Source organism: Myxococcus sp. MxC21-1, from assembly GCF_032612255.1.
Classification (GTDB): domain Bacteria; phylum Myxococcota; class Myxococcia; order Myxococcales; family Myxococcaceae; genus Myxococcus; species Myxococcus virescens.
This window is the reverse complement of the sequence record NZ_CP123278.1, coordinates 6,052,356-6,071,497: the sequence shown is the minus strand read 5'-3', so window position 1 is coordinate 6,071,497 and position 19,142 is coordinate 6,052,356. Positions and strand designations below refer to the sequence as shown.

16 protein-coding genes and 2 pseudogenes are annotated in these 19,142 nt (G+C 70.1%); 15 read left to right on the top strand and 3 right to left on the bottom strand.

Translation table 11 applies throughout. From position 1 onward, the window contains the following. The first annotated feature begins 9 nt into the window (after window positions 1-9). Window positions 10-1,386 (top strand): sigma-54 dependent transcriptional regulator, encoded by a 1,377-nt coding sequence (locus QEG98_RS26660; protein WP_316563281.1) that lies wholly within the window; start codon window positions 10-12, stop codon window positions 1,384-1,386. Between the two features lies 1 nt (window position 1,387). Here the strand turns inward: QEG98_RS26660 and QEG98_RS26655 are convergent, their stop codons facing one another. After that, complete coding sequence (locus QEG98_RS26655; protein WP_316563280.1) at window positions 1,388-2,080, bottom strand: hypothetical protein; 693 nt, start codon at window positions 2,078-2,080, stop codon at window positions 1,388-1,390. 135 nt (window positions 2,081-2,215) lie between these two features. Here QEG98_RS26655 and QEG98_RS26650 point away from each other — a divergent pair, with 135 nt between their 5' ends. The 6 genes from QEG98_RS26650 to QEG98_RS26625 all read left to right on the top strand — a co-directional run bounded on the left by QEG98_RS26650 (window position 2,216) and on the right by QEG98_RS26625 (window position 7,314). After that, window positions 2,216-3,685, top strand: a complete 1,470-nt coding sequence (locus QEG98_RS26650; RefSeq protein WP_316563279.1) for a PleD family two-component system response regulator — start codon at window positions 2,216-2,218, stop codon at window positions 3,683-3,685. Beyond that, the gene (locus QEG98_RS26645) at window positions 3,609-4,310 is read left to right on the top strand and encodes a YebC/PmpR family DNA-binding transcriptional regulator (RefSeq protein ID WP_316563278.1); all 702 of its coding nucleotides are present in this window, start codon (window positions 3,609-3,611) and stop codon (window positions 4,308-4,310) included. Before QEG98_RS26650 ends, QEG98_RS26645 begins: the two co-directional genes overlap by 77 nt. 24 nt (window positions 4,311-4,334) lie before the next feature. After that, complete coding sequence (gene ruvC / locus QEG98_RS26640; protein ID WP_011554951.1) at window positions 4,335-4,910, top strand: crossover junction endodeoxyribonuclease RuvC; 576 nt, start codon at window positions 4,335-4,337, stop codon at window positions 4,908-4,910. Then, the gene (gene ruvA / locus QEG98_RS26635) at window positions 4,907-5,515 is read left to right on the top strand and encodes a Holliday junction branch migration protein RuvA (RefSeq protein ID WP_316563277.1); all 609 of its coding nucleotides are present in this window, start codon (window positions 4,907-4,909) and stop codon (window positions 5,513-5,515) included. Before ruvC ends, ruvA begins: the two co-directional genes overlap by 4 nt. Before the next feature lie 408 nt (window positions 5,516-5,923). Continuing rightward, window positions 5,924-7,009 (top strand): ELWxxDGT repeat protein, encoded by a 1,086-nt coding sequence (locus QEG98_RS26630; RefSeq protein ID WP_316563276.1) that lies wholly within the window; start codon window positions 5,924-5,926, stop codon window positions 7,007-7,009. Then, a complete protein-coding gene (locus tag QEG98_RS26625) occupies window positions 6,901-7,314 on the top strand; it encodes an ELWxxDGT repeat protein (protein ID WP_316563275.1) in 414 nt (137 codons plus the stop codon). The genes QEG98_RS26630 and QEG98_RS26625 overlap by 109 nt, the downstream gene beginning before the upstream one ends. A gap of 3 nt (window positions 7,315-7,317) precedes the next feature. Here QEG98_RS26625 and QEG98_RS26620 read toward each other — a convergent pair. Continuing rightward, window positions 7,318-8,395, bottom strand: a pseudogene (locus QEG98_RS26620) (hypothetical protein). 199 nt (window positions 8,396-8,594) lie between these two features. On the opposite strand from QEG98_RS26620, the gene ruvB reads away from it, so the two are divergent. The 6 genes and pseudogenes from ruvB to QEG98_RS26590 all read left to right on the top strand — a co-directional run bounded on the left by ruvB (window position 8,595) and on the right by QEG98_RS26590 (window position 15,583). After that, on the top strand, window positions 8,595-9,626 hold the full coding sequence (gene ruvB / locus QEG98_RS26615; protein ID WP_011554947.1) for a Holliday junction branch migration DNA helicase RuvB: 1,032 nt from the start codon (window positions 8,595-8,597) through the stop codon (window positions 9,624-9,626). 6 nt (window positions 9,627-9,632) lie between these two features. Continuing rightward, a pseudogene (locus tag QEG98_RS26610) lies at window positions 9,633-11,106 on the top strand (hypothetical protein). Window positions 11,107-11,573: 467 nt separating this feature from the next. Then, entirely contained in the window at window positions 11,574-12,518 is a 945-nt protein-coding gene (lpxC, locus tag QEG98_RS26605) for a UDP-3-O-acyl-N-acetylglucosamine deacetylase (protein WP_011554945.1), read from the top strand. A gap of 47 nt (window positions 12,519-12,565) precedes the next feature. Then, the gene (locus QEG98_RS26600) at window positions 12,566-13,651 is read left to right on the top strand and encodes a thioredoxin domain-containing protein (protein WP_316563274.1); all 1,086 of its coding nucleotides are present in this window, start codon (window positions 12,566-12,568) and stop codon (window positions 13,649-13,651) included. Window positions 13,652-13,676: 25 nt separating this feature from the next. Continuing rightward, window positions 13,677-14,912: a DUF4388 domain-containing protein gene (locus QEG98_RS26595; protein WP_316563273.1), complete on the top strand. Its 1,236-nt coding sequence runs from the start codon at window positions 13,677-13,679 to the stop codon at window positions 14,910-14,912. A 53-nt stretch (window positions 14,913-14,965) separates the two neighbouring features. Continuing rightward, the gene (locus tag QEG98_RS26590) at window positions 14,966-15,583 is read left to right on the top strand and encodes a hypothetical protein (protein WP_316563272.1); all 618 of its coding nucleotides are present in this window, start codon (window positions 14,966-14,968) and stop codon (window positions 15,581-15,583) included. Between the two features lie 43 nt (window positions 15,584-15,626). Here the strand turns inward: QEG98_RS26590 and QEG98_RS26585 are convergent, their stop codons facing one another. Continuing rightward, window positions 15,627-17,222, bottom strand: a complete 1,596-nt coding sequence (locus tag QEG98_RS26585; RefSeq protein ID WP_316563271.1) for a leucyl aminopeptidase — start codon at window positions 17,220-17,222, stop codon at window positions 15,627-15,629. A gap of 141 nt (window positions 17,223-17,363) precedes the next feature. Between QEG98_RS26585 and QEG98_RS26580 the strand changes: the two genes are divergently transcribed. Further along, window positions 17,364-18,257, top strand: a complete 894-nt coding sequence (locus QEG98_RS26580; protein WP_090493211.1) for a hypothetical protein — start codon at window positions 17,364-17,366, stop codon at window positions 18,255-18,257. A 90-nt stretch (window positions 18,258-18,347) separates the two neighbouring features. Continuing rightward, window positions 18,348-19,130, top strand: a complete 783-nt coding sequence (locus QEG98_RS26575) for a sulfite exporter TauE/SafE family protein (RefSeq protein WP_090493209.1) — start codon at window positions 18,348-18,350, stop codon at window positions 19,128-19,130. Window positions 19,131-19,142 lie beyond the last annotated feature (12 nt).

Genomic DNA, 19,142 nt, shown 5'->3' with positions numbered 1-19,142 from the left:
GCCACACGCATGTCCGCACCGCATCCGTTGCTGCTCGTGGATGACGACGCCGCGTTCCGCAAAGTCTATGGCGGGCTGCTGCGCGAGGCGGGCTACGAGGTGGTGGAAGCCACGGACCGGCCTTCCGCTCGCGCCGCCTTCGACGCGCGCGACTTCCCCCTGGTGCTGCTCGACCTGATGCTGCCTCCCGACGGGAGTGTCTCCGCGGGGCTGGAGGGGCTCGCGGCGTTGCTGAGCGCGAAGCCCGGGACGAAGGTCATCGTCGTGTCCGGAGCAGGGGACACGCGGCACACGCTGGAAGCGGTGCGCCTGGGCGCGTACGACTTCCTCACCAAGCCGGTGGACCCGGACGTGCTGCTGGTGGTGGCGCAGCGGGCGCTCGCGCGGGTGACGTTGGAGCGGCAGGTGGAGACGCTGCGCAGCTCGCTGACGCGCGCGGCGGGCGGTGTCTCCCTGGTGGGGCAGAGCGCGCCCTTCCTGGCAGCCACGTCCCTGGCGGAGCGCGTGGCGGCCAGTGAGCTGCCGGTGCTCGTCACTGGCGAGAATGGGACGGGGAAGGAGCTGCTCGCGCGCACCGTCCACCTCAAGAGCCGCCGCCACGACGGGCCCTTTGTCCCCATCAACTGCGGCGCACTGCCGGAGTCGCTGCTGGAGAGCGCCCTGTTCGGCCACGTGAAGGGCAGCTTCACCGGGGCGACCAAGGACCACCGTGGCCTCTTCGCGGAGGCGGACGGAGGCACGCTCTTCCTGGACGAGCTGGGCGACATGTCGCCGTCCCTCCAGGTGAAGGTGCTCCGTGCGCTGGAGACGGGTGACATCCTGCCGGTGGGCGCGGACCGGCCCGTCCAGGTGGACGTGCGGCTCATCTCCGCCACCCACCAGGACCTGGGGCGCATGCTTCAGGAAGGCGCCTTCCGCGAGGACCTCTACTGGCGCGTGAAGGGCGTTGAAATCCGCCTGCCGCCCCTGCGCGAGCGCCCCGCGGACCTGCCGCTGCTGGCCAAGCACTTCCTCAATCAGTGCGCCCACCTGTGCCCGGACGGGCGCGCCCGGCTGTTGTCGGACGCCGCGGCGGAGGCCCTGCTGGCCCACGCGTGGCCGGGGAATCTGCGCGAGCTGCGCCATGAGATGCAGCGCGCCGCCGTGCTGGCGGGAGAGCGGCGCGAAATCCAACCCGAGGATTTGTCCTTCACCGGCAGCGAGCGGCTACGGCCCTCCAGCACGCGGGGCACCACGACGCTGGCGCAGAAGGTGGAAGCGTTGGAGCGGCGCGAAATCGAGGAGGCCCTGCGGCGCCTGAATGGCAACCGCACGCACACGGCGGAGGCGCTGGGCCTGTCGCGCCAGGGACTGCTCAAGAAGCTGGAGCGCTTTGGACTGACGTGAGTCAGAAGAGCCGGGCGCCCAGGCCCAGTCGTACGCTGTAGCCCAGGCGCGTGTGGCTTTCGCCCGAGCGCTCCTGGAAGGACTCCACGCCGAGCTGGCCCGCCGCCAGCGCCGACAGGTTGCTGCCCAGGTACACCTCCACGCCGCCTCCGCCGAGCGCCTGGATGCGCCGCGACTGGCCATTGGACAGGCCGATGTCCACCGGCACGTCCAACAGCCCCAGCACGGACACCGTGTCCGCGACGCGCCAGCCCGCGACCAGCCCGGGTGATACGCGGAACAGCACGCCGGAGTAGTTCCGGTCATCCATGTACGTGGCGCCCGAGTTGAGCACCACGCCCAGGCCCACCGTGGGCGCCAGGGACAGGATGCCTTGTTCCAGCACCTTGCGCCGCACCGCGAGCTCCAGCGCGGCGGAGAGCTGGAACCACTGGAGCCGCGCGCGTGCCTCCAGTTCGAAGCCGGAGATGCCTTGCCGGAAGCCCACGCCAATCTCCGGTGCGCCCACGAAGCCATAGAGCGCGGTGGCTCCGTCCGGCAGCGTCACTGGCGCCAGCACCGCGCCCAGTGGGTCCTCGCTCGTGCCGCGAAGAAGCGCCGTGTCAGACGTCGTGACGCGCGGCGTTTCGTCGGCGGGAGCAGGGGCTGGCGCCTGGGCGGCGGACTCCAGGGAAACGAGCAACAGCGCGGACACGAGTGGGCCGAAGCAGCCAGGACGCATCATGCATGCACCCTACCCCGCAGAGCGGCGGGCGGAAACCCCAACGATTCCAGGGGCTTGTCGGCACCTTGCGTATTTGTCCGGCTTGGCGCGAAGATTTAGTAATTCATGGCTACCGCGCTCCCACAACCTTCCACGTATGCCGGACCGGAAGCCCTGGCCGAGGCGGGGGCGCGTCGCCATGCGTCACGAAGCCGGCCCCGGGTGTTGCTGGTGGATTCGGCGCCGGGCGCGCAGGCCGTGCTGGCCGCTGCGCTGGCGGAAGCGGGCTTCGAAGTCCTGCTGGTCGCGGGCGCGCAGGCCGCGTTGGCGTCGCTGGCGGAAGGCGGCACAGCGCCGCAGTTGGTCGTCACCGAGGTGGAGCTCCAGGACGGAGACGGCTTCAGCCTGTGTGGCCAGGTTCGCGCGGACGCGCGCACGGCGCACCTGCCGGTGCTGCTGCTGGCTCGGCGTGAAGAGGAGTTCCACCGGGACCTGGCGGGCGGCGTGGGCGCGGACGACTATCTGGCCCATCCCGTGGACGCGCGAGACGTGGTGGCGCTGGCCCGGCTCAAGGCGGGCCGGTGCAGCGGTGACGCGGCCTTCGAGTCAGACACGCAGCGGCTGCCGCTGACGGACGTGGCGCGAGCGCTGCTGGCGGGCGTCCGCTCTGGCCGCGTGGTGATGGCGGAGGGCCAGGGGTGGTTCGCCTTCCGGCACGGCCTGGTGGTGGACGCCGTCTTCAATGGCGAGCGCGGCAGTCTGGCCTTCCGGCGGATGCTCTGCTTCGGCGCGGGGGACTACTCGGTGATGCTGGGGCCCGAGCTGCACAAGGGCTCGTTTACCATGGACCGCCCGTACCTGTGCGAGACGGTGCTGCAGGGCCTGGAGCGCTTCGACGCGCTGCGTGCCCGAGGCCTGCCGCTGGCATCTCGGCTGACGGTGGACTTCGCCCGGCTGGCGGAGATGCTGGCGTCGTTGCCGGAGGACGTGGGCGAAGTGGTGCGCCTCTTCGACGGGCGCCGCACGCTGCGCGCCATGTTGCTGGAGTGCCAGTTCCCGGAGGCGGTGGCGTACGAGGCGTCCACGCGGCTGTTCGCGCTGGGCATCCTGGTGCCCGCGTGCCTGCTGGAGGAACGCGAGCGGGCGCGCTGTGGCGCCACGGTGCCCGGCTTCTTCGAGCCCGCGCCCTCCGTGGACGCCGTGCCGGTGGATGCGCGGGAGCCGGCCCCCGCTGCCTCCGGTGGGGATGGGGCCTCCGCGCCCTTCACCCTGGTCGGAGGCTCGCAGCCTCCCGTCATCCTGGACTTCCCCAAGCAGGTCCCCTGCGCGCCGAGTGGCGCGGAGGGCCTGGAGGGGCTGTCCGGTCCGACGACGCGGGCGTTTGAAGGGTTTGACTCGGCGGCCCTCGGTAGGGGACAAGGCCCGGCGCGGGGTGCTCCATCCGCTGGGCGCCCGCTGAGGCACACCCACCATGTCCGGTCACAATCGGTGGTCGAAGATCAAGCGCCAGAAGGCCGCGATGGGCGCGACCAAGGGGAAGCTGTACTCCAAGGTCATCAAGGAAATCACCGTCGCCGCGCGGCTCGGTGGCGGTGAGCCCTCCGGCAATGCCCGCCTGCGCGTCGCGCTGGCCGCGGCCCGCGAGGCCAACATCCCGAAGGACACCATCGAGCGCGCCGTCAAGAAGGGCACGGGCGAGCTGGAGGGAGAGAACTACGAGGAGGTGACGTACGAGGGCTACGGCCCCGGCGGTGTCGCCATCCTGGTGGAGTGCCTCACCGACAACCGCAACCGGACCGCGGCCGACATGCGCTCCACCTTCAGCGCGTATGGGGGCAACCTGGGCGCCGAGGGCGCGGTGGCCTGGATGTTCCAGAAGAAGGGCGTCATCAGCGTGAAGTACGGCCCCTCCGAGGACCAGTTGATGGAGCAGGCCATCGACGCGGGCGCCGAGGACGTCATCATGCTGGGGGACGAAGGCGCCGAGGTGCGCACCGCGGCGGCGGACCTGCACACGGTGGCGGGACGGCTCCAGGAGTCGGGCCTGCCGCTGGGGCAGCAGCGGTGGGTGTTCCTCCCCCAGAACACCGTCGCGCTGGACGTGGACACGGCGAAGAAGCTCCTGAAGCTGCTGGATGCGCTCGAGGAGAGCGACGACGTGCAGAACGTGCACGGGAACTACGAAATCGAAGACGCGATGCTGGATTCGTTGTTGCAGTAGCGGAGTGCTGGAACGGAGTGGAACGTGCGCGTGCTTGGCGTTGACCCGGGAAGCCGGTTCATGGGCTTCGGGGTGGTGGAGGAGAAGCGGGGCCGGCTGGTGCACGTGGGCCACGGCGTCATCAAGGGCGATCCGGCGCTGCCGCTGTCGGACCGCCTGCGGGACTTGCACGGCGCGCTGACGGCGGCCCTGGTGAAATACCGCCCGGCCGCGGTGGCGGTGGAAGGCGTGTTCACCTTCCGCAACGCTCGCAGCGCGCTGGTGCTGGGGCATGCGCGCGGTGTCGCGCTGCTGGCGGCGGCGCAGGCGGGGCTGCCCGTTTTCGAATACGCGCCGGCGAAGGTGAAGAAGGCGGTGGGGGCGGGCGGCGCGGACGGGAAGGACGCGGTGGCGCGGATGGTGCGGACCTTCCTGGAACTGGATGCGTCGGTGCTGGAGCGCGCGGACGCGAGTGATGCGCTGGCGGTGGCGCTGTGCCACCTCAACCATGGGCGGGCCGCGGTACCGGCGGCGTCCGCGTCGGGCAAGAAGCGCAAGGGTGCGGCGGCGCTGCTGGCGGACCGGCTGGCGCCCGCGTACCGGCGTCCGGAGGCGAGATGATTTCGCGGTTGCGTGGGACGGTGTTGGAGAAGGACCTGGAGGACGCCACCATCGACGTGGGCGGCGTGGGCTACCGGGTGAACTTCTCCTCACTGGCGCTGGGGAAGCTGCCGGCGGAGGGACAGCCGGTGGACGTGCGCGTGCGCACCGTGGTGCGCGAGGACGCCTTCGACCTCTTCGGCTTCCTGACGAAGAGCGAAGAAGAGGTGTTCCTGCTGCTCAACAGCGTGTCGCGGGTGGGACCCCGGCTGTCGTTGATGGTGCTGTCCGGCATGGAAGTGCCGGAGCTGGTGGCGGCGCTGTCGCGGGGCGAGGTGGCGCGGCTGGCGAAGATTCACGGCGTGGGCAAGAAGACCGCCGAGCGGCTGGTGCTGGAGCTCAAGGACAAGGTGAAGACGATTCACCTGGAAGCGGTGTCGCGAGGGACTGCGCCGGCCGCCGTCAGCGGAGCCCATGCGGACCTGGTCTCCGCGCTGCTCAACCTTGGCTACAAGCAGCCCCAGGCGGAGAAGGCCGCGGACCTGGCCAGCGAACGGCTGGGGGCAGAGGCCACCTTCCAGGTACTGTTCCGCGAGGCCCTCAAGGCGCTCCGCTCCGGCGGCTGATCGCTACGACACACCGGGTGTGACGGCGCTGTGACGGCAAAATCCGGGAGAACGGCTGGGCCGTACGGTCCTCTCTCCCGTTGAGAGCTTGAAAGATGCTGGGGCCAGAACGCCCCAGTGTTGCCCTGTCTTCAGAAGTCGTCAGGCGTCGCGTGATGACGGACAGCAGACGCGATTTCCTACCCGAGTCCGAGTAGGAGCATCCGGCATGGGTGACACTTTCCAGTTCCAGCGGCGAGGGCCGGCACGGCGCCGAGGATGAGGGTTGCATACATGACGTCATGGCGTGCCATTCCTGTGGGGCTGTTGCTGCTTTGCGGGGGAGCTGCAGGGTGTGAGCCGCTGGTGGAAGGTGATGCGGGGGAGGAATGGGCGCGGGCCGTTCCTGGGTCGCAGGCACCTGTCGACATGTCGACGGAGTCGTCGGGGCGCAATGCGCCCGTCCTGTTTCCGCAGCCTTGGGCGGTGTGCAGCGACACGGCCCAGCGGCTGCGTGACATCCGACCGGGACTGACAGGTTCGCAGCCGCAGGAGCTGGCGCGGGCGGGCGAGGTGCTCGTCTTCAGCGCGGATGACGGCGTGAGTGGCCGCGAGCTGTGGGCCAGCATCGACGGGGCGCGGCAGACGCTCCGGCTGAAGGACCTGCGGCCGGGGCCGGCGGGTTCGCAGCCTCGGAACCTGACGCGGGTGGGGCCCTGGGTCTTCTTCGTCGCGGACGACGGCGTGCATGGCGCGGAGCTGTGGCGCACGGACGGCACGGCGGACGGCACGGTGCTGGTGCGGGACGTGCGGCGTGGGACGGTGGGCGCGGCGCCGGAGTTCCTCACCGAGGTGGACGGCGCCCTCTACTTCACGGCGGATGACGGGTTGTCCGGCCGCGAGCTGTGGCGCACCGACGGCACGGAGAAGGGCACGGAGCGGGTGCACGATTTCCTGCCTGGCGCGGGTTCGCTCGCCCTGAGCCAGTTGACGGCGTGGGGCAAGGGACTGGCGCTGGTGTCCGCCAACGCCGCGGAGACGGTGCTCTGGTGGGTGGACCGCCAGGGCCGGCCGACGCGGCTGTTCTCCCAGCAGGGCGCCGGGGTGATTTTCGGGCTGACGCCGGCGGGCCGGCACCTGTTCTTCCTGTTGGACCCGGGCACGGAGCAGGGCGAACTGTGGGTGGCGCGCACGGCGCCGCCGTCCGCCGAGCGGGTGCGGACCTTTCCAGGTGACTACCCGGCATACCTCGCCGCGCTGGATGACACGCTGTACTTCCTGGCGGGGGCGAGCGACTGGTACGGCAACCCAGGCGACGCGGTGCACGGCGGCGAGCTGTGGCGCAGTGATGGCTCGGCGGAGGGCACGGGGCTCGTCGGGGACCTCTGGCCGGCCCCCAGGGTTCGATGCCCAAGGAGCTGGTCGCGCTGGGCGGCGAGCTGTACTTCACCGCGGACGACGGCGTGCATGGCCGCGAGCTGTGGCGGACCGACGGCACGGCGCAGGGCACGATGATGGTGCGCGACATCGCGCCGGGGCCGGTGGGCAGCGTGCCCACGGGGCTCAAGGCCGAGTCTGGCTGGTTGTTCTTCTCGGCGGAGACGGCGGGGCACGGGCGCGAGGTCTGGTACAGCGCCGGCCGCCCCTGGGTGACGAGCCGGCTGCTGGACATCGCGCCGGGGGCCGCGTCGTCGAACCCGTTCGACTTCGTGCGCGCCGGCTTCAACCTCTTCTTCGCCGCGTCGGACGGAGACAGGGACCAGGAGCTGTACGCGGTGCCCTTCCGCCCCTGGTGGCTCTGCTTCAGCCGGGACTGCTGAGCGCTAGGCGGCCCGCCGTGACGCGGGGGTGGGCCGCACGTCGCCGAAGTTGGGCGCGGGCAGGACGATGGTGGGCGACAACCCGGGCGCCATGACGTGCGCGGTGAGCTGCGAGGACGGGTGGAAGTTGATGAACGCGCCCTCCACGGAGGACGTGCCCGCGAACAGCTTCTCCACCACCATGGAGGAGTACTGGTCCAGGGAGTCCTCGCGCGTGTTGCCGTTGAGGACGACCTCCCAGCCCATGTGCTCGGCGAAGCGGCGCACGCCGGGGATGGCGGACTGGAGCGGCGTGTAGCTCTCCGTGGCCACGCCATTCTCGCTGGTGACGAACACCTCGCGCGAGGTGGCCACCGCCAGCGACATGTTGCCGCGCGTGTGGCCGGGCGTGCTCAGCAGCGCCGCGCCCTGGCCCAGCCACACGTCACCGTCCAGCAGCACCACGCGCTCGCGGGGGATGTCGGCGCCGCCGGGGACGAGCCACACCGCCTGCATGGGGTGCGGCTCCAGGGCCACCTCCCATTCGGCGCGCTGCACCAGCAGCCGGGCCCGGGGAAGTACGCGGGCATGCCGTCACCGCCCAGCCAGCCGCGCAGGTCCTGGATGTGGAGGTGGTCGAAGGCCGGTAGTCCACATCCGCCGGGATGAGGCCCAGTGCGGCCAGGTGGCTCTGCACCGAGCCGTGCCGCGTGGACATCACCTTGTCTGAGACGAAGGCGCCGTAGCGCTCGCGCAACGCGCGGTAGAAGGGGGCGGAGACGCCGCGCTCGTAGTCGGAGGGGTTGAACAGCAGCGTGCGCCGCGCGCCCTCCCGGTCCACGAACTGCACCACCTGCATCCGGTTCGTCAGCATGACGTAGGGCGCCGGAGACGACGCCGCGCCGCTGAAGGCGAACTGGGCGGGGTAGGGGAAGGTGACGAGGTCGCAGGTGGCCACCGCGGCCACCGGGCCTTCCCTCACAAAGGCCTCCCTCGCATCCAACGCGGCCCGGCGGAGCTTCTGGAGCCGGAGCCCGGGCACGGGTTCGGCGCGCGCACCGGCCAGGGAGGGGAGGGGACGAAACGCAGGGCTCGTGTTCATGCGGTCTCCAGGCTCGACTCTCGCACACGGCAGGCGCACTTCAATCGCCTCGGAGTATCGGCGGGGGCTGAGCCTGGAACGCTGGGGGAGGGCCCCACCTTCCCTGCCCGCGCCCGCCGGCCGGCGGGCCCGGCGGGCGTCTGGATGTATCGCCGCCAGATGTGCGGCGACACGCGCGGCCTTCCTGTATAGGGTCCGGATGGTCATGGCGAGGAAGTCCGACACACTCTCGGAAGACGTCCTGCCCGAGGACGTCCGGCTCGAGGCTTCCCTGCGTCCGCGCTCGTTCGACGAGTACGTGGGGCAGGGGCCCGTCGTCGAAAAGCTCAAGGTCTACGTGCAGGCCGCACGCAGCCGGGGCGAAGCCCTGGACCACTGCCTGTTCTCCGGCCCGCCGGGCCTGGGCAAGACGTCGCTGGCGCACATCATCGCGAACGAGCTGGGCGTGGGCATCCACGTCACGAGTGGCCCCGCCCTGGAGCGCAAGGGGGACCTCGCGGGCCTGCTCACCAACCTCGACGCGCGCGACGTGCTCTTCATCGATGAAATCCACCGCCTCAACGCCGCCGTGGAGGAATACCTCTACCCGGCCATGGAGGACTTCCGGCTGGACATCACCATCGACACCGGGCCCGCCGCCCGGGCGATGAAGATTGATTTGCCGCCCTTCACGTTGATTGGCGCCACCACGCGCACCGGCCTGCTCACCTCGCCGCTGCGCGACCGGTTCCAGATTCAGGAACGGCTGGAGTACTACGACGCCAAGGCCCTGGAGAGCATCCTCCACCGCTCCGCGCGCATCCTGGGCATTCCCCTGGACAAGGACGCCGCGCGCGAGGTGGCCAGCCGCTCGCGAGGCACGCCGCGCATCACCAACCGGCTGCTGCGCCGGCTGCGTGATTTCGCGGAGGTGGAAGGCAATGGCAGAATCACCCTGGAGCTGGCGCAGAAGTCGCTGGACAGACTCGGGGTGGACGCCAGCGGCCTGGACTCCATGGACCGCAAGATTCTGCTGACCATCCTCGACAAGTTCGGCGGCGGCCCGGTGGGCGTGGAGACCATCGCCGCCAGCGTGGGCGAGCAGCGCGATACCATCGAGGACGTGTACGAGCCCTTCCTGATGCAGGAAGGCTTCCTCCAGCGTACGCCGCGGGGCCGGATGGCCACGCACCGCACGTACCAATATTTCAAGAAGCAACCACCGCCCACGCCCCAGGGCAGCCTCTTCTGAGATGCCATGAGCCAGGACACGTCTTCCTCACCGCCCCGCGTCCCCCGCGACTTCTACGCCGACCTGATGCGCGCTTCCCAGACGTCGCGCGCCGGCTTCCTCGCCGAGCGCGAGCGCTGGCTGCGCGGCGTACCCGTGGAGGGGCGGGAGGAGCTGCTGTTCGAGTTCGAGATGCTGCTGCGCGCGGTGGAGCGCTACCTCAACCTCAACACGGTGGTGGACGCGCGCGACAGGCCGCTCGTCACGCGTGACTTCCGCGAGGAGCTGGCGGACGTGCGCGACGCCATGGACCGCGCCATCCGCGTCGCGCGCCACCTGCAGGACCCGGACAGCGACCAGAAGATGGTCTTCCGCAAGTATGTGGAGACCCAGCTCGCGGACGACCGCGTCCGGCGCGCGCTCATCGAGGAGCAACTGGACCAGGAGACGCCGCCCGAAAGCCTCTTCGTGCTGCGCGAGGCCTTCGACGCGCTGAAGAACCTGCTGGACCACCTGCTCAAGCTGCCGGCGGCGAACCTCGGCCTGTTCCAGGACGTGGGCAAGCTGTCCCTGCGGGAAATCGTCCTCAACCGCTACTTCCGTCCCTTCCGCCCGTTGGAGTTCCGCGTCGAATACGACCGGCTCCGTTCGGTGCGGCTGCTGGACACACTGGTCACCCTCCAGGAGGAGCAGCGCACCGCCTTCACCACCGCCTTCCTGGGCCTCTTCCGGCTGCTGCATTACCTGGCCTACGTCGACGCGGAGGAGCAGCCGCCCTTCTCCCGCCGCGTGCGCGTGCTGCTGGCGCTGGTGCGCAGCGAGGCCACCGCGCTGGCGTCGTGGATGCACTCGGAGCTGTCTCCGAAGGCCGGCTCCAAGTCCCTGCAGGCCGCCACGCTGCGCGCCGCGCGCGACATCGCCCGGGAGACGGAGCGCGTGGCCCGCGAGGTGCTGGTCAACCTGGACCGCGACGCGGAAGCCCCCTGCGCGCCGCGTCCGCCTTCACGGCGGTGCTGCGCACGCAGGTGGTGGCGTTGGTGGAGGCGCTGGCGCCCAACGGGGGCTGGCCGACGGCGTCTTCGACGAACTGATGAGCCCGCAGGAGGCGGCGCTGCGCCTGCGCAAGGACCTGTGGGTCTACGCCCAGCTGTGCCGCGCCGCGGAGTCCCACTTGCGCGCCGAGGACGTCCCCGCCGCCGAGCGCGCGCTGGACGCCCTCAAGGGCTTCCTGGGCTACTTCCACGACGGCAGCTACCAGCTGCTGCGCTACGGCGACTACGACGCCTTCGACCGCTTCACCTCGCTGCTGGTGGAGCTGCCCTGGCCTCCAGAAGGGCCTGGCATCCGCGCCCGGCTCGGCGAGGACCTGCGGCGCTTCATCCAGACGCTGGAGTCCACCTTCCACTCCGTCAGCCGCCGCACGCACCTCCAGGGCCGTGGCTTTGATCGCCAGGACGCAGAAGCCCTGCGGGACAGGTTCCTCACCACCCCCGCACGCTGATACAGCCCCGTCGTGGTGCTACTGGCCACCCCGCATGACAGCCCCTGTGTGGGAGGTGTTGTCACGGCGGGTGTTTGCGTCGTTGAGTTCCTTGCGCTATGGACGCGCCCGTGTTGCATGGAAGACAGGGGTTGGTGAGGAGGGGGAGGGCGCGGGGATGCCAAGGACGGGGATGACAAATCCCCGACATCGGTGTCGCGGTTCAGGAGGGAATCAGCAATCCGCCACGGGGGGAGGGGCGCCAGGCCGGAACCGGTGCCCCTGAAGACGCACGAAAAAGCCGAGCAACTCCAAGGGGTTGGAGCTGAATTTCAAGCCCGCGGCGCTGCCAGGCATGTCACAGGGAAGTGGCATGCTGATTGCTGGACTCGCGCGTCACATCAGACCACTGATGAACGTTTCCAGCCCTCCGGCGGGTCTGGAGCGGAAGCTCCGCAGCACCGAGAAGCCACGAGGCGACACCCACAATGCGACCGTCCTCCTACAACCAGCGCACTCTCTCGAAGATCGCCTCCCTGCAGGGCGTGGGACTCCACTCGGGTGCCCGGGTGACGCTCACCCTGCGCCCGGCGCCCCCGGGGCATGGCATCGTCTTCGTGCGCACGGACCTCGCCCGCCCGGTGAGCATCCCCGCGCTGGCGGAGTACGTGGTGGACACGTCGCTGGCCACGACGCTGGGGCGTGACGGTGTCCGCGTGGGCACGGTGGAGCACCTGATGGCGGCGCTGGCCGGCATGGGCATCGACAACCTCCGGGTGGAGCTGGACGGTCCGGAAGTCCCCATCATGGACGGCAGCGCGGCGCCCTTCGCGGCGCTCATCCAGAGCGCGGGCGTGCGGGAGCAGGAGGCGCCCAAGGAGCTGCTGGTCATCCGCAAGGCGGTGTCGGTGGTGGACGGCGACAAGCAGGCCTCGCTCACGCCGGCCCGGCACTTCCGCATTAGCTGCACCATCGACTTCGAGCACCCCGTCATCCAGGGCCAGTCCTTCGACCTGGACTTCGGTGACCGGGACTTCGCGCGTGAGATTTCCCGCGCGCGCACCTTCGGCTTCCTGCGGGACGTGGAGAAGCTGAAGCAGATGGGCCTGGCCCGGGGCGGTTCGCTGGAGAACGCCATCGTCGTGGACGAGGTCTCCATCCTCAACCCGGACGGGCTGCGCTTCCCGGACGAGTTCGTTCGCCACAAGATCCTGGACGCCATCGGCGACGTGTCGCTGTTCGGCCGGCCCGTCATCGGCCACATGACGGCGTACAAGACGGGCCACGCGCTCAACCACAAGCTGGTGCGCAAGGTGATGTCCGACCCGAGCTGCTACGAAATCGTTCCCGCCCGCCGCCGCGAGCTGGAGGGCATGGGATTGGGCTTCTCTGGACTGGCCGGCGCGCTGGACTTCGAGCCGCTTGTCGCCTGACGTCATTAACTTGCAGGTCCGGTAAGGCTCGGCTAAGTGGGCGGGATATGCTCAACCGTCCCACCCGCGTCATCCTCGCCGCGCTCCTGGCGGCCTCCTTCACCGCCGGCTGTAACAAGGAGAAGGCGCCGGCCACCGCTCCCGCGGCGCAGCAGGCTGCGGGTGAGCCCGCGCCCGACACTGTCGTCGCGACGTTCGGCGACGGGCAGAAGATCACCTACAAGGAGCTCAGCGAGCGCCTCCAGGAGCCGCTGGCCAACCTGGAGAAGCAGAAGTCGCAGCTCCTGAAGCGTGGCCTGGACGGCATGGTGACGGAGAAGCTCGTGGATGCAGAGGCCAAGAAGCGCGGCCTCTCCCAAGAGGAGTACCTGAAGGCGGAGATCGACGACAAGGTCCCCGCGCCCACCGAGGAGCGCATCAAGGAAGTCTACGACGGTGCCGCTGGCCAGCTGCCGGAGGGTTCCACCTACGAGCAGATGAAGCCGCAGATCGTGGAGTTCCTGACGCAGCAGCCGAAGCAGGAGCGCGCGCAGGCCCTCTTCGAGGAGCTGCGCAAGTCCGCCAATGTCAAGCTGACGCTGCCGGAGCCGCCGCGTCCCCCGGTTGTCCGCAAGCAGGTGGCAGCCACGGGCGCCGCCAAGGGTGGTCCTGAGGGCGCGCCCGTCACCATCGTCGAGTTCAGCGACTTCCAGTGCCCGTTCTGCAGCCGCGCCAACCCGGCGCTGGCGCAGGTGCAGCAGGAGTACGGCGACAAGGTCCGCATCGTGTTCCGCCACTTCCCGCTCGACTTCCACAAGGAGGCGCCGAAGGCCTCCGAGGCCGCGCTGTGCGCGGGCGACCAGGGCAAGTTCTGGGAGATGCACGACCTGCTCTTCGCCAACCAGCAGGCGCTGGGCGTGGACGCGCTGAAGAAGCACGCCGCCGACCTGAAGCTGGACACGGCGAAGTTCAACGCCTGCCTGGACTCGGGTGAGAAGGGCGCCATCGTTCAGAAGGACCTGGCCGAGGGCAAGCAGGCGGGCGTGTCTGGCACCCCGGCCTTCTTCATCAACGGCATCCTGCTGTCCGGCGCGCAGCCCTTCGAAGAGTTCAAGAGCATCATCGACGCGGAGCTGAACGCGCCGAAGAAGTAGTTCCCGGCAGTCGGAGAGGTGGGCAGTGGCGACACGACCCAAAGCCACGCCCCGCCTCGCGGGTGATGCGGCATCGCTCGACTTGGAGCGACCGCTCGCCCAGGGGTTGTCCCCCTCCCGTCCCCTCCAGGCCTGGTTCCATGGGCCGGAGGGGATGGTCCTCCTCCAGGAGCCGCCCGGCTTCGCTGGCTTCCTCGCCGGCAGCCTGCGCACCCTGTCGGTGGAGGAAGTCTTCGCCCACGTCCTGTCCGGCATCCGCAGCGGCCTGCTGGCGGTGCAGCACGCCACGGGGCGCCGCACGGTGTCCTTCCGGGACGGACAGGTGGTGTTCGCCACCTCCACCGAGCGCTGGGAGCGGCTGGGCGCGGCGCTGCTCCGCCTGGGCTTGCTGACGCAGGCGCAGCTGACGCAGGCCCTGTCGCGTGTGACGCCGTCGCGCCGCATCGGCCAGGTGCTCACGTCGGAAGGGCTCGTCTCCGAAGCCAACCTGTACAGCGCCATGACGTACGTGGTGCGTGAGGTGGTGCTCAGCCTCTTCGAACTGGAGGACGGCAGCTTCGTCTTCGTCGAAGGCCCCGCGCCGATGGCGGACGTGGTGAAGCTGCCTGAGCGCACGCGGGACCTGGTCCTCACCGGCATCAAACGGGCGGAGCTGGTGTCGCGCCTGCGTCGGCGCTTCCCGGACGACACGCGCGTCACGCTGGGGCCCGAAGGACCGCTGCCCGGTGAGTCGCGGTTGTTCGCCCGGCTGGCGGACGGGCTGCCGCTGGCCAGCCTGCGCGCGTCCTATGAAGGCGGCCCGCACGCCTTCTACACGTGGCTTGAGGAAGCAGTGCGCGGCGGCAACGTGGCCGTCCACCCCGCGGCGCCGCCTCCAGTACAGGCGCCCGCTGTGGAGGGCATGGCCTGGGAGCTGTTGTCCGCGGAGGAGCGCTACAACCTGCTGTTGTCCCTGGTGCACCGGTCCCTGCGCGAGGCCGGAAAGGACACGGACCTGCTGCGCGGCTTCCTCGACGCGCCGCCGCAGGGCCTTGAGGACGCGTACGCCGGGGTGACACTGGCGGCGGACGGGCGCGTGGACGTGGCGCGGCTCAGGGCCAACCTCTCCACGGGAGGCGAGGCGGTGGGCCGGGCCCTCACGTTGGAGGCCCTGGACGCCTTCGTGTCCTATGCGTTGTTTTCAGCTCGTAACGTCCTGCCCGCGGACGTGGCGGAGCGGCTGTCCAACACCTACCGCACCCTCCAAGGAGGACTGGCCTAGGGGTTCGCCCGTGCCCACGTTCGCCGTCACGGCGTTCGGGGCGGGGAGCGGGCATGGTCGCGATGCGGAAGTGGGTGTGGGGACTCCTGGCGCTGACGACGGCCTGCGGTGGCGCTCGCCAGGCGATGAAGCACGGGGGGACCGGCGGCTCCGGGCCTGCCCCATCAGCGGAGGCCGCGAGCGAGGACAGTCGCTCGACGACGCGCCGCTACGTGGACGAGGACCTGGGCTTCGAAATCATCCGGCCCACGGCGGACTGGCAGCTGGACGAGACGAATGAGCGCACGCCGGAGGGGCTCGCCATTCCCGTCATCCTCCGCCACAACGTCTCCGGAGCGCAGGTGGTGTTGCAGGTGGCGCCCGCGGTGGCCTCTCCCACGCAGTTCGCGGAGCGGCTCACCGAAGGGCTCCGCCAGCACCCGGGCTTCACCACCACGGACCCGGCGCCCATTCCGCTGTCGGACACCGCGGTGGGCTTCGATTTCCAGGTGGGGGATGGCGTGCACGGCAAGGTGGCCGTGCGTGAAGGCATCCCCGGGCGCGTGTTGATGATGCTGGCCACCTGGCCGGCGCAGGCCGCGGCGGACGTGCCCCAGAGCGTGGATGCGCTCATCCAGGGCGTCCGCCCGCTCGCGGGGCCGGCGACGGCGTGGAAGGTTCCCCAGCGCTGAGGGCGCCCCTTCATCCGGGACGCCCTCTGTCTGGAAGGCCGCGCTACTTCGCGCGCTTCCGGGCCGGTTTGGCCTTGCCGGCCTTGGGCTCGGGCGCCGCTTCAATGGGCGCGGTGTCCTGCGTCTGCGCGCGCAGGCGGACGTACTCCACCAGGGTGCGCACGCCCACGCCGGTGCCGCCCTTGCTCAGGTAGCCACGCTCCTTGGGGCTGCTCGCCGGACCCGCGATGTCCAGGTGCACCCACGGCGTCTCGCCCACGAACTCGCGGAGGAAGATGGCGGCGTTGATGGAGCCACCCCAGCGCTCGCCGGAGTTCTTCATGTCGGCGACCTCGGAGCGCAGGGCGTCCTTCTGCATGTCGCTGATGGGCATGCGCCACATCTCCTCGCCCGCGGTGCGCGCGGCCTGGAGCACCTGCGTCACCGTCTCCTCGTGGTCGCCGAAGGCGCCGACGATGTAGTTGCCCAGCGCGACGACGCAGGCGCCCGTGAGCGTGGCCAGGTCGATGATGGCGGCCGGCTTGTGCTCGGTGGCCCACGTCAGGATGTCGCCCAGCACCAGGCGGCCTTCCGCGTCCGTGTTGGTGATCTCCACCGTCTTGCCCAGGCGCGAGGTGAGGATGTCACCCGGCTTGTAGGCGTTGCCGGCCGGCATGTTCTCGCACGCGCCGATGAAGGCGTGCACGGGGAAGGGCGGCTTGAGCGCGGCGATGACCTTCATGGCGCCCAGCACCGCGGCCGAGCCCGCCATGTCCGTCTTCATGTCCACCATGCCGTCCGTCGGCTTGAGCGACAGGCCGCCCGAGTCGAAGGTGACGGCCTTGCCCACCAGCGCCAGCGGCGGCTGCTTGGCGTCGCGCGCGTTCTTGGGCGTGTACGCCAGGTGGATGAGGCGAGGCTCCTCGGTGCTCCCCGCGGTGACGCCGAGGAACATGCCCATGTCGAGCTTCTCGATGTCGCGGCGGCCGCCGATGGTGGCCTTCAGCCCGCCTTCCTTCGCGGCCTGACGCGCGGCCTCGGCCAGCACCGTGGGCGTCACCGCGTTGGGCGGCTCGTTGACGAGGTCACGGGCCCAGTTGGTCGCCTCCGCGACGCGCTGCGCCAGCGTCAGCGCGTCATCGAGCTCGCGCGTGCGCTCCGTGCCCTCGGGGAGCACCAGGAACACCTTGCCCAGCTTCGCGGCGCCCTTCTTCTCCTCGCGCGCGGAGGACTTGTACTTGTCGAAGCGGTAGACGCCCAGCGCCACGCCTTCCACCACGGCGCGCACCGCGTCCTGCGCGGACTCGGTGGCCGGCAGGGCGAACGCCACCGAGGTGACCTTGAGCCGCTGCGCCGTCTTCGCGGCGCGGCCGGCGGCCAGCCGCAGCACTTCCGGGTGGAAGCGGGCGCGGTTTCCCAGGCCCAGCAGCAGCACGCGCTCGGGTGCGGTGCGCCCCAGGGTGTGCATCACCAGGCTCTGGTCCGCGCGTCCCTTGAAGCCCTCCTGGGTGGCGGCGCCGCGCAGGCGTCCTTCCAGGGCGCCGTCCGCCGAGGAGAGGGAGGACGGGGCACTGTCTCCCAGCTCGCCCTCGAAGAGGGGAATGACGAGCAGGTCGCCGCTCGTCCGTGTGGCATCGCCGGAGACGAAGCTGAAGTTCATGGGCCGTGGAACTCCTGAACAGTGAAAAGGCTTGGGCTGGTGGAAAGGGCGCGGACTGTAACGCCCGCCCTGTTACACGCAAAGCGTTGGATTTCATTCGAGCATTGCATTGCTTCGTTGCACTGGGTAGCAGTGTGGGGAATGCCCACGCTGCTGATGCATCTGACCGCCATTGAACGGATGGCCGCCAACCCGGGCGAGCTGCCGGCGGATTGGGTGCGTGCGCTGTCGGAGGACCTGCCGTATGCGCGCTTCGGCGCGGCGCTGCCAGACCTCCCGTTGTGCGAAGGCATCCGGGGCGGGCTCGCCGCCTTCCTGCCCGAACGGGAGCTGCCGCACTTCGCGCGGCTGTACCACGAGCGCGCCCCGGTGGGCTTCGGGCTGAAGATGGCGGAATTGGTGGCCTCCGGCGCGTTGGTGGGCACCGAGCCCGGCCTCGCGGTGCTCGCGGGTTACTTCACGCACCTGTGCCTGGACCGCCGTCTGTATCCGGTGGTGGACAGGTTGGTGGTGCGACACCGCCGCCGCGGTGAGCGTGCCCTGGAGGCGCACCGCGACATCGAATGGGCGCAGACGCTCTTCTATTTGCGCGAGCTGCACGGCATGGAGCTGCTCGGCACGCCGCGGGTGCGGGAGAAGTGTCAGGTGGTGAAGAGCCTGGGCTTCCCCTGGCGGGGCATTGGCGGCGGCCTCTACGAGCTGGTCCGTTTGTCCTCCCAGGAGCGTGTGGGCCAGGCGCCCAGCAAGTCGGAGGTCGATGGCTGGGTGCGCGGCCTGTACGTCTCCGGCCTCTTCCTTTCAAGTCCCATGGGCCGGGCGCGCGCGTTGCCGGCCTATGCGCGGCTGTCGTTCCAGGAGCTGTACCGCAACGACACGTTCGACTTCGCCGCGGAGGTGGAAGGCACGCTGGAGACGGCGCGTGGCGTCCTGCGTCGGTTGCACGGCTACATGGCGAGGGGCACCTTCACGCCCCGTACGCGAGCCCGCTTCCTGGAGGCCTTCCCCGAAGGGACGCTGGGCGCACGGGCGGCGTGACACCCGCAGAGCAGGCGTCCTGGCGAGCCCGGTTTCCCTCGGGGAATGGCGCTGTCCGAAGCGCGATGCCGCTCCTATCCTCGAAGAGGAATGACGGTCCTACTCCTCATCGCGGTGGGCGCACTCGCGGGTACCTTGGGTGCGATGCTCGGCATCGGAGGCGGAATCGTCCTGGTGCCCGCGCTGGTGCTGGGGTTCGACATTCCCTTGGAGCAAGCCATCCCCGCGAGCCTCATGTGCGTGGTGGCCAGCTCGTGCTCCGCCGCCGCGGGCTATGTGCACAAACACCTGAGTGACATCCGCCTGGGGCTGTCGCTGGAACTGGCGACGGTGCTGGGCGCCATCGCTGGCGGCATGGTGGCCGCCATGGTGGCGCCGGCGATGGTGGCGGTGGTGTTCGGGCTCTTCACGCTCTACGTGGCGCTGCAGATGTTGCTGCTGCGTTCGCCGCGCCAGGAGCCCGCCGCGATGGACGACTACGCGCCCGCCAACTACCCGCTGGGCATCTCCGGCTCCTTCGTGGCCGGTGGCCTGTCCTCGCTGTTGGGGGTGGGCGGAGGACCGCTCAAGGTGCCGCTGATGGCGTACGGCATGCACGTGCCGTTCAAGGTGGCCAGCGCGACGAGCAACCTGATGATTGGCGTCACGGGCGCCGCGAGCGTTGCCGCGTACGCGTTGAGGGGCCATCTGAAACTGGCGCTGGTGTCACCGTTGGTGGTGGGTGTCCTGGGAGGCGCATATGTGGGCAGTCGGCTGATGCCGAGGGTGCCCACGGCGGTGCTCAAGCGTTTGTTCGCGGTGGTGTTGCTGGTGGTCGCGGGACAGATGCTGTGGAAGGGAGGGGAGGGATTGTGGCCGAGCATCCTGAAGTGAGTGAACCCGAGG

Bases quoted from the DNA above. Each gene is read 5' to 3' on its own strand.
- QEG98_RS26660 (WP_316563281.1), top strand. From the start codon at position 10: ATGTCCGCACCGCATCCGTTGCTGCTCGTGGATGACGACGCCGCGTTC.
- QEG98_RS26625 (WP_316563275.1), top strand. From the start codon at position 6,901: ATGCCCAAGGAGCTGGTCGCGCTGGGCGGCGAGCTGTACTTCACCGCG.
- ruvB (WP_011554947.1), top strand. From the start codon at position 8,595: ATGGTCATGGCGAGGAAGTCCGACACACTCTCGGAAGACGTCCTGCCC.
- QEG98_RS26590 (WP_316563272.1), top strand. From the start codon at position 14,966: ATGGTCGCGATGCGGAAGTGGGTGTGGGGACTCCTGGCGCTGACGACG.
- lpxC (WP_011554945.1), top strand. From the start codon at position 11,574: ATGCGACCGTCCTCCTACAACCAGCGCACTCTCTCGAAGATCGCCTCC.
- ruvA (WP_316563277.1), top strand. From the start codon at position 4,907: ATGATTTCGCGGTTGCGTGGGACGGTGTTGGAGAAGGACCTGGAGGAC.
- QEG98_RS26585 (WP_316563271.1), bottom strand. From the start codon at position 17,222: ATGAACTTCAGCTTCGTCTCCGGCGATGCCACACGGACGAGCGGCGAC.
- QEG98_RS26650 (WP_316563279.1), top strand. From the start codon at position 2,216: ATGGCTACCGCGCTCCCACAACCTTCCACGTATGCCGGACCGGAAGCC.
- QEG98_RS26645 (WP_316563278.1), top strand. From the start codon at position 3,609: ATGGGCGCGACCAAGGGGAAGCTGTACTCCAAGGTCATCAAGGAAATC.
- QEG98_RS26575 (WP_090493209.1), top strand. From the start codon at position 18,348: ATGACGGTCCTACTCCTCATCGCGGTGGGCGCACTCGCGGGTACCTTG.
- QEG98_RS26630 (WP_316563276.1), top strand. From the start codon at position 5,924: ATGTCGACGGAGTCGTCGGGGCGCAATGCGCCCGTCCTGTTTCCGCAG.
- QEG98_RS26600 (WP_316563274.1), top strand. From the start codon at position 12,566: ATGCTCAACCGTCCCACCCGCGTCATCCTCGCCGCGCTCCTGGCGGCC.
- QEG98_RS26580 (WP_090493211.1), top strand. From the start codon at position 17,364: ATGCCCACGCTGCTGATGCATCTGACCGCCATTGAACGGATGGCCGCC.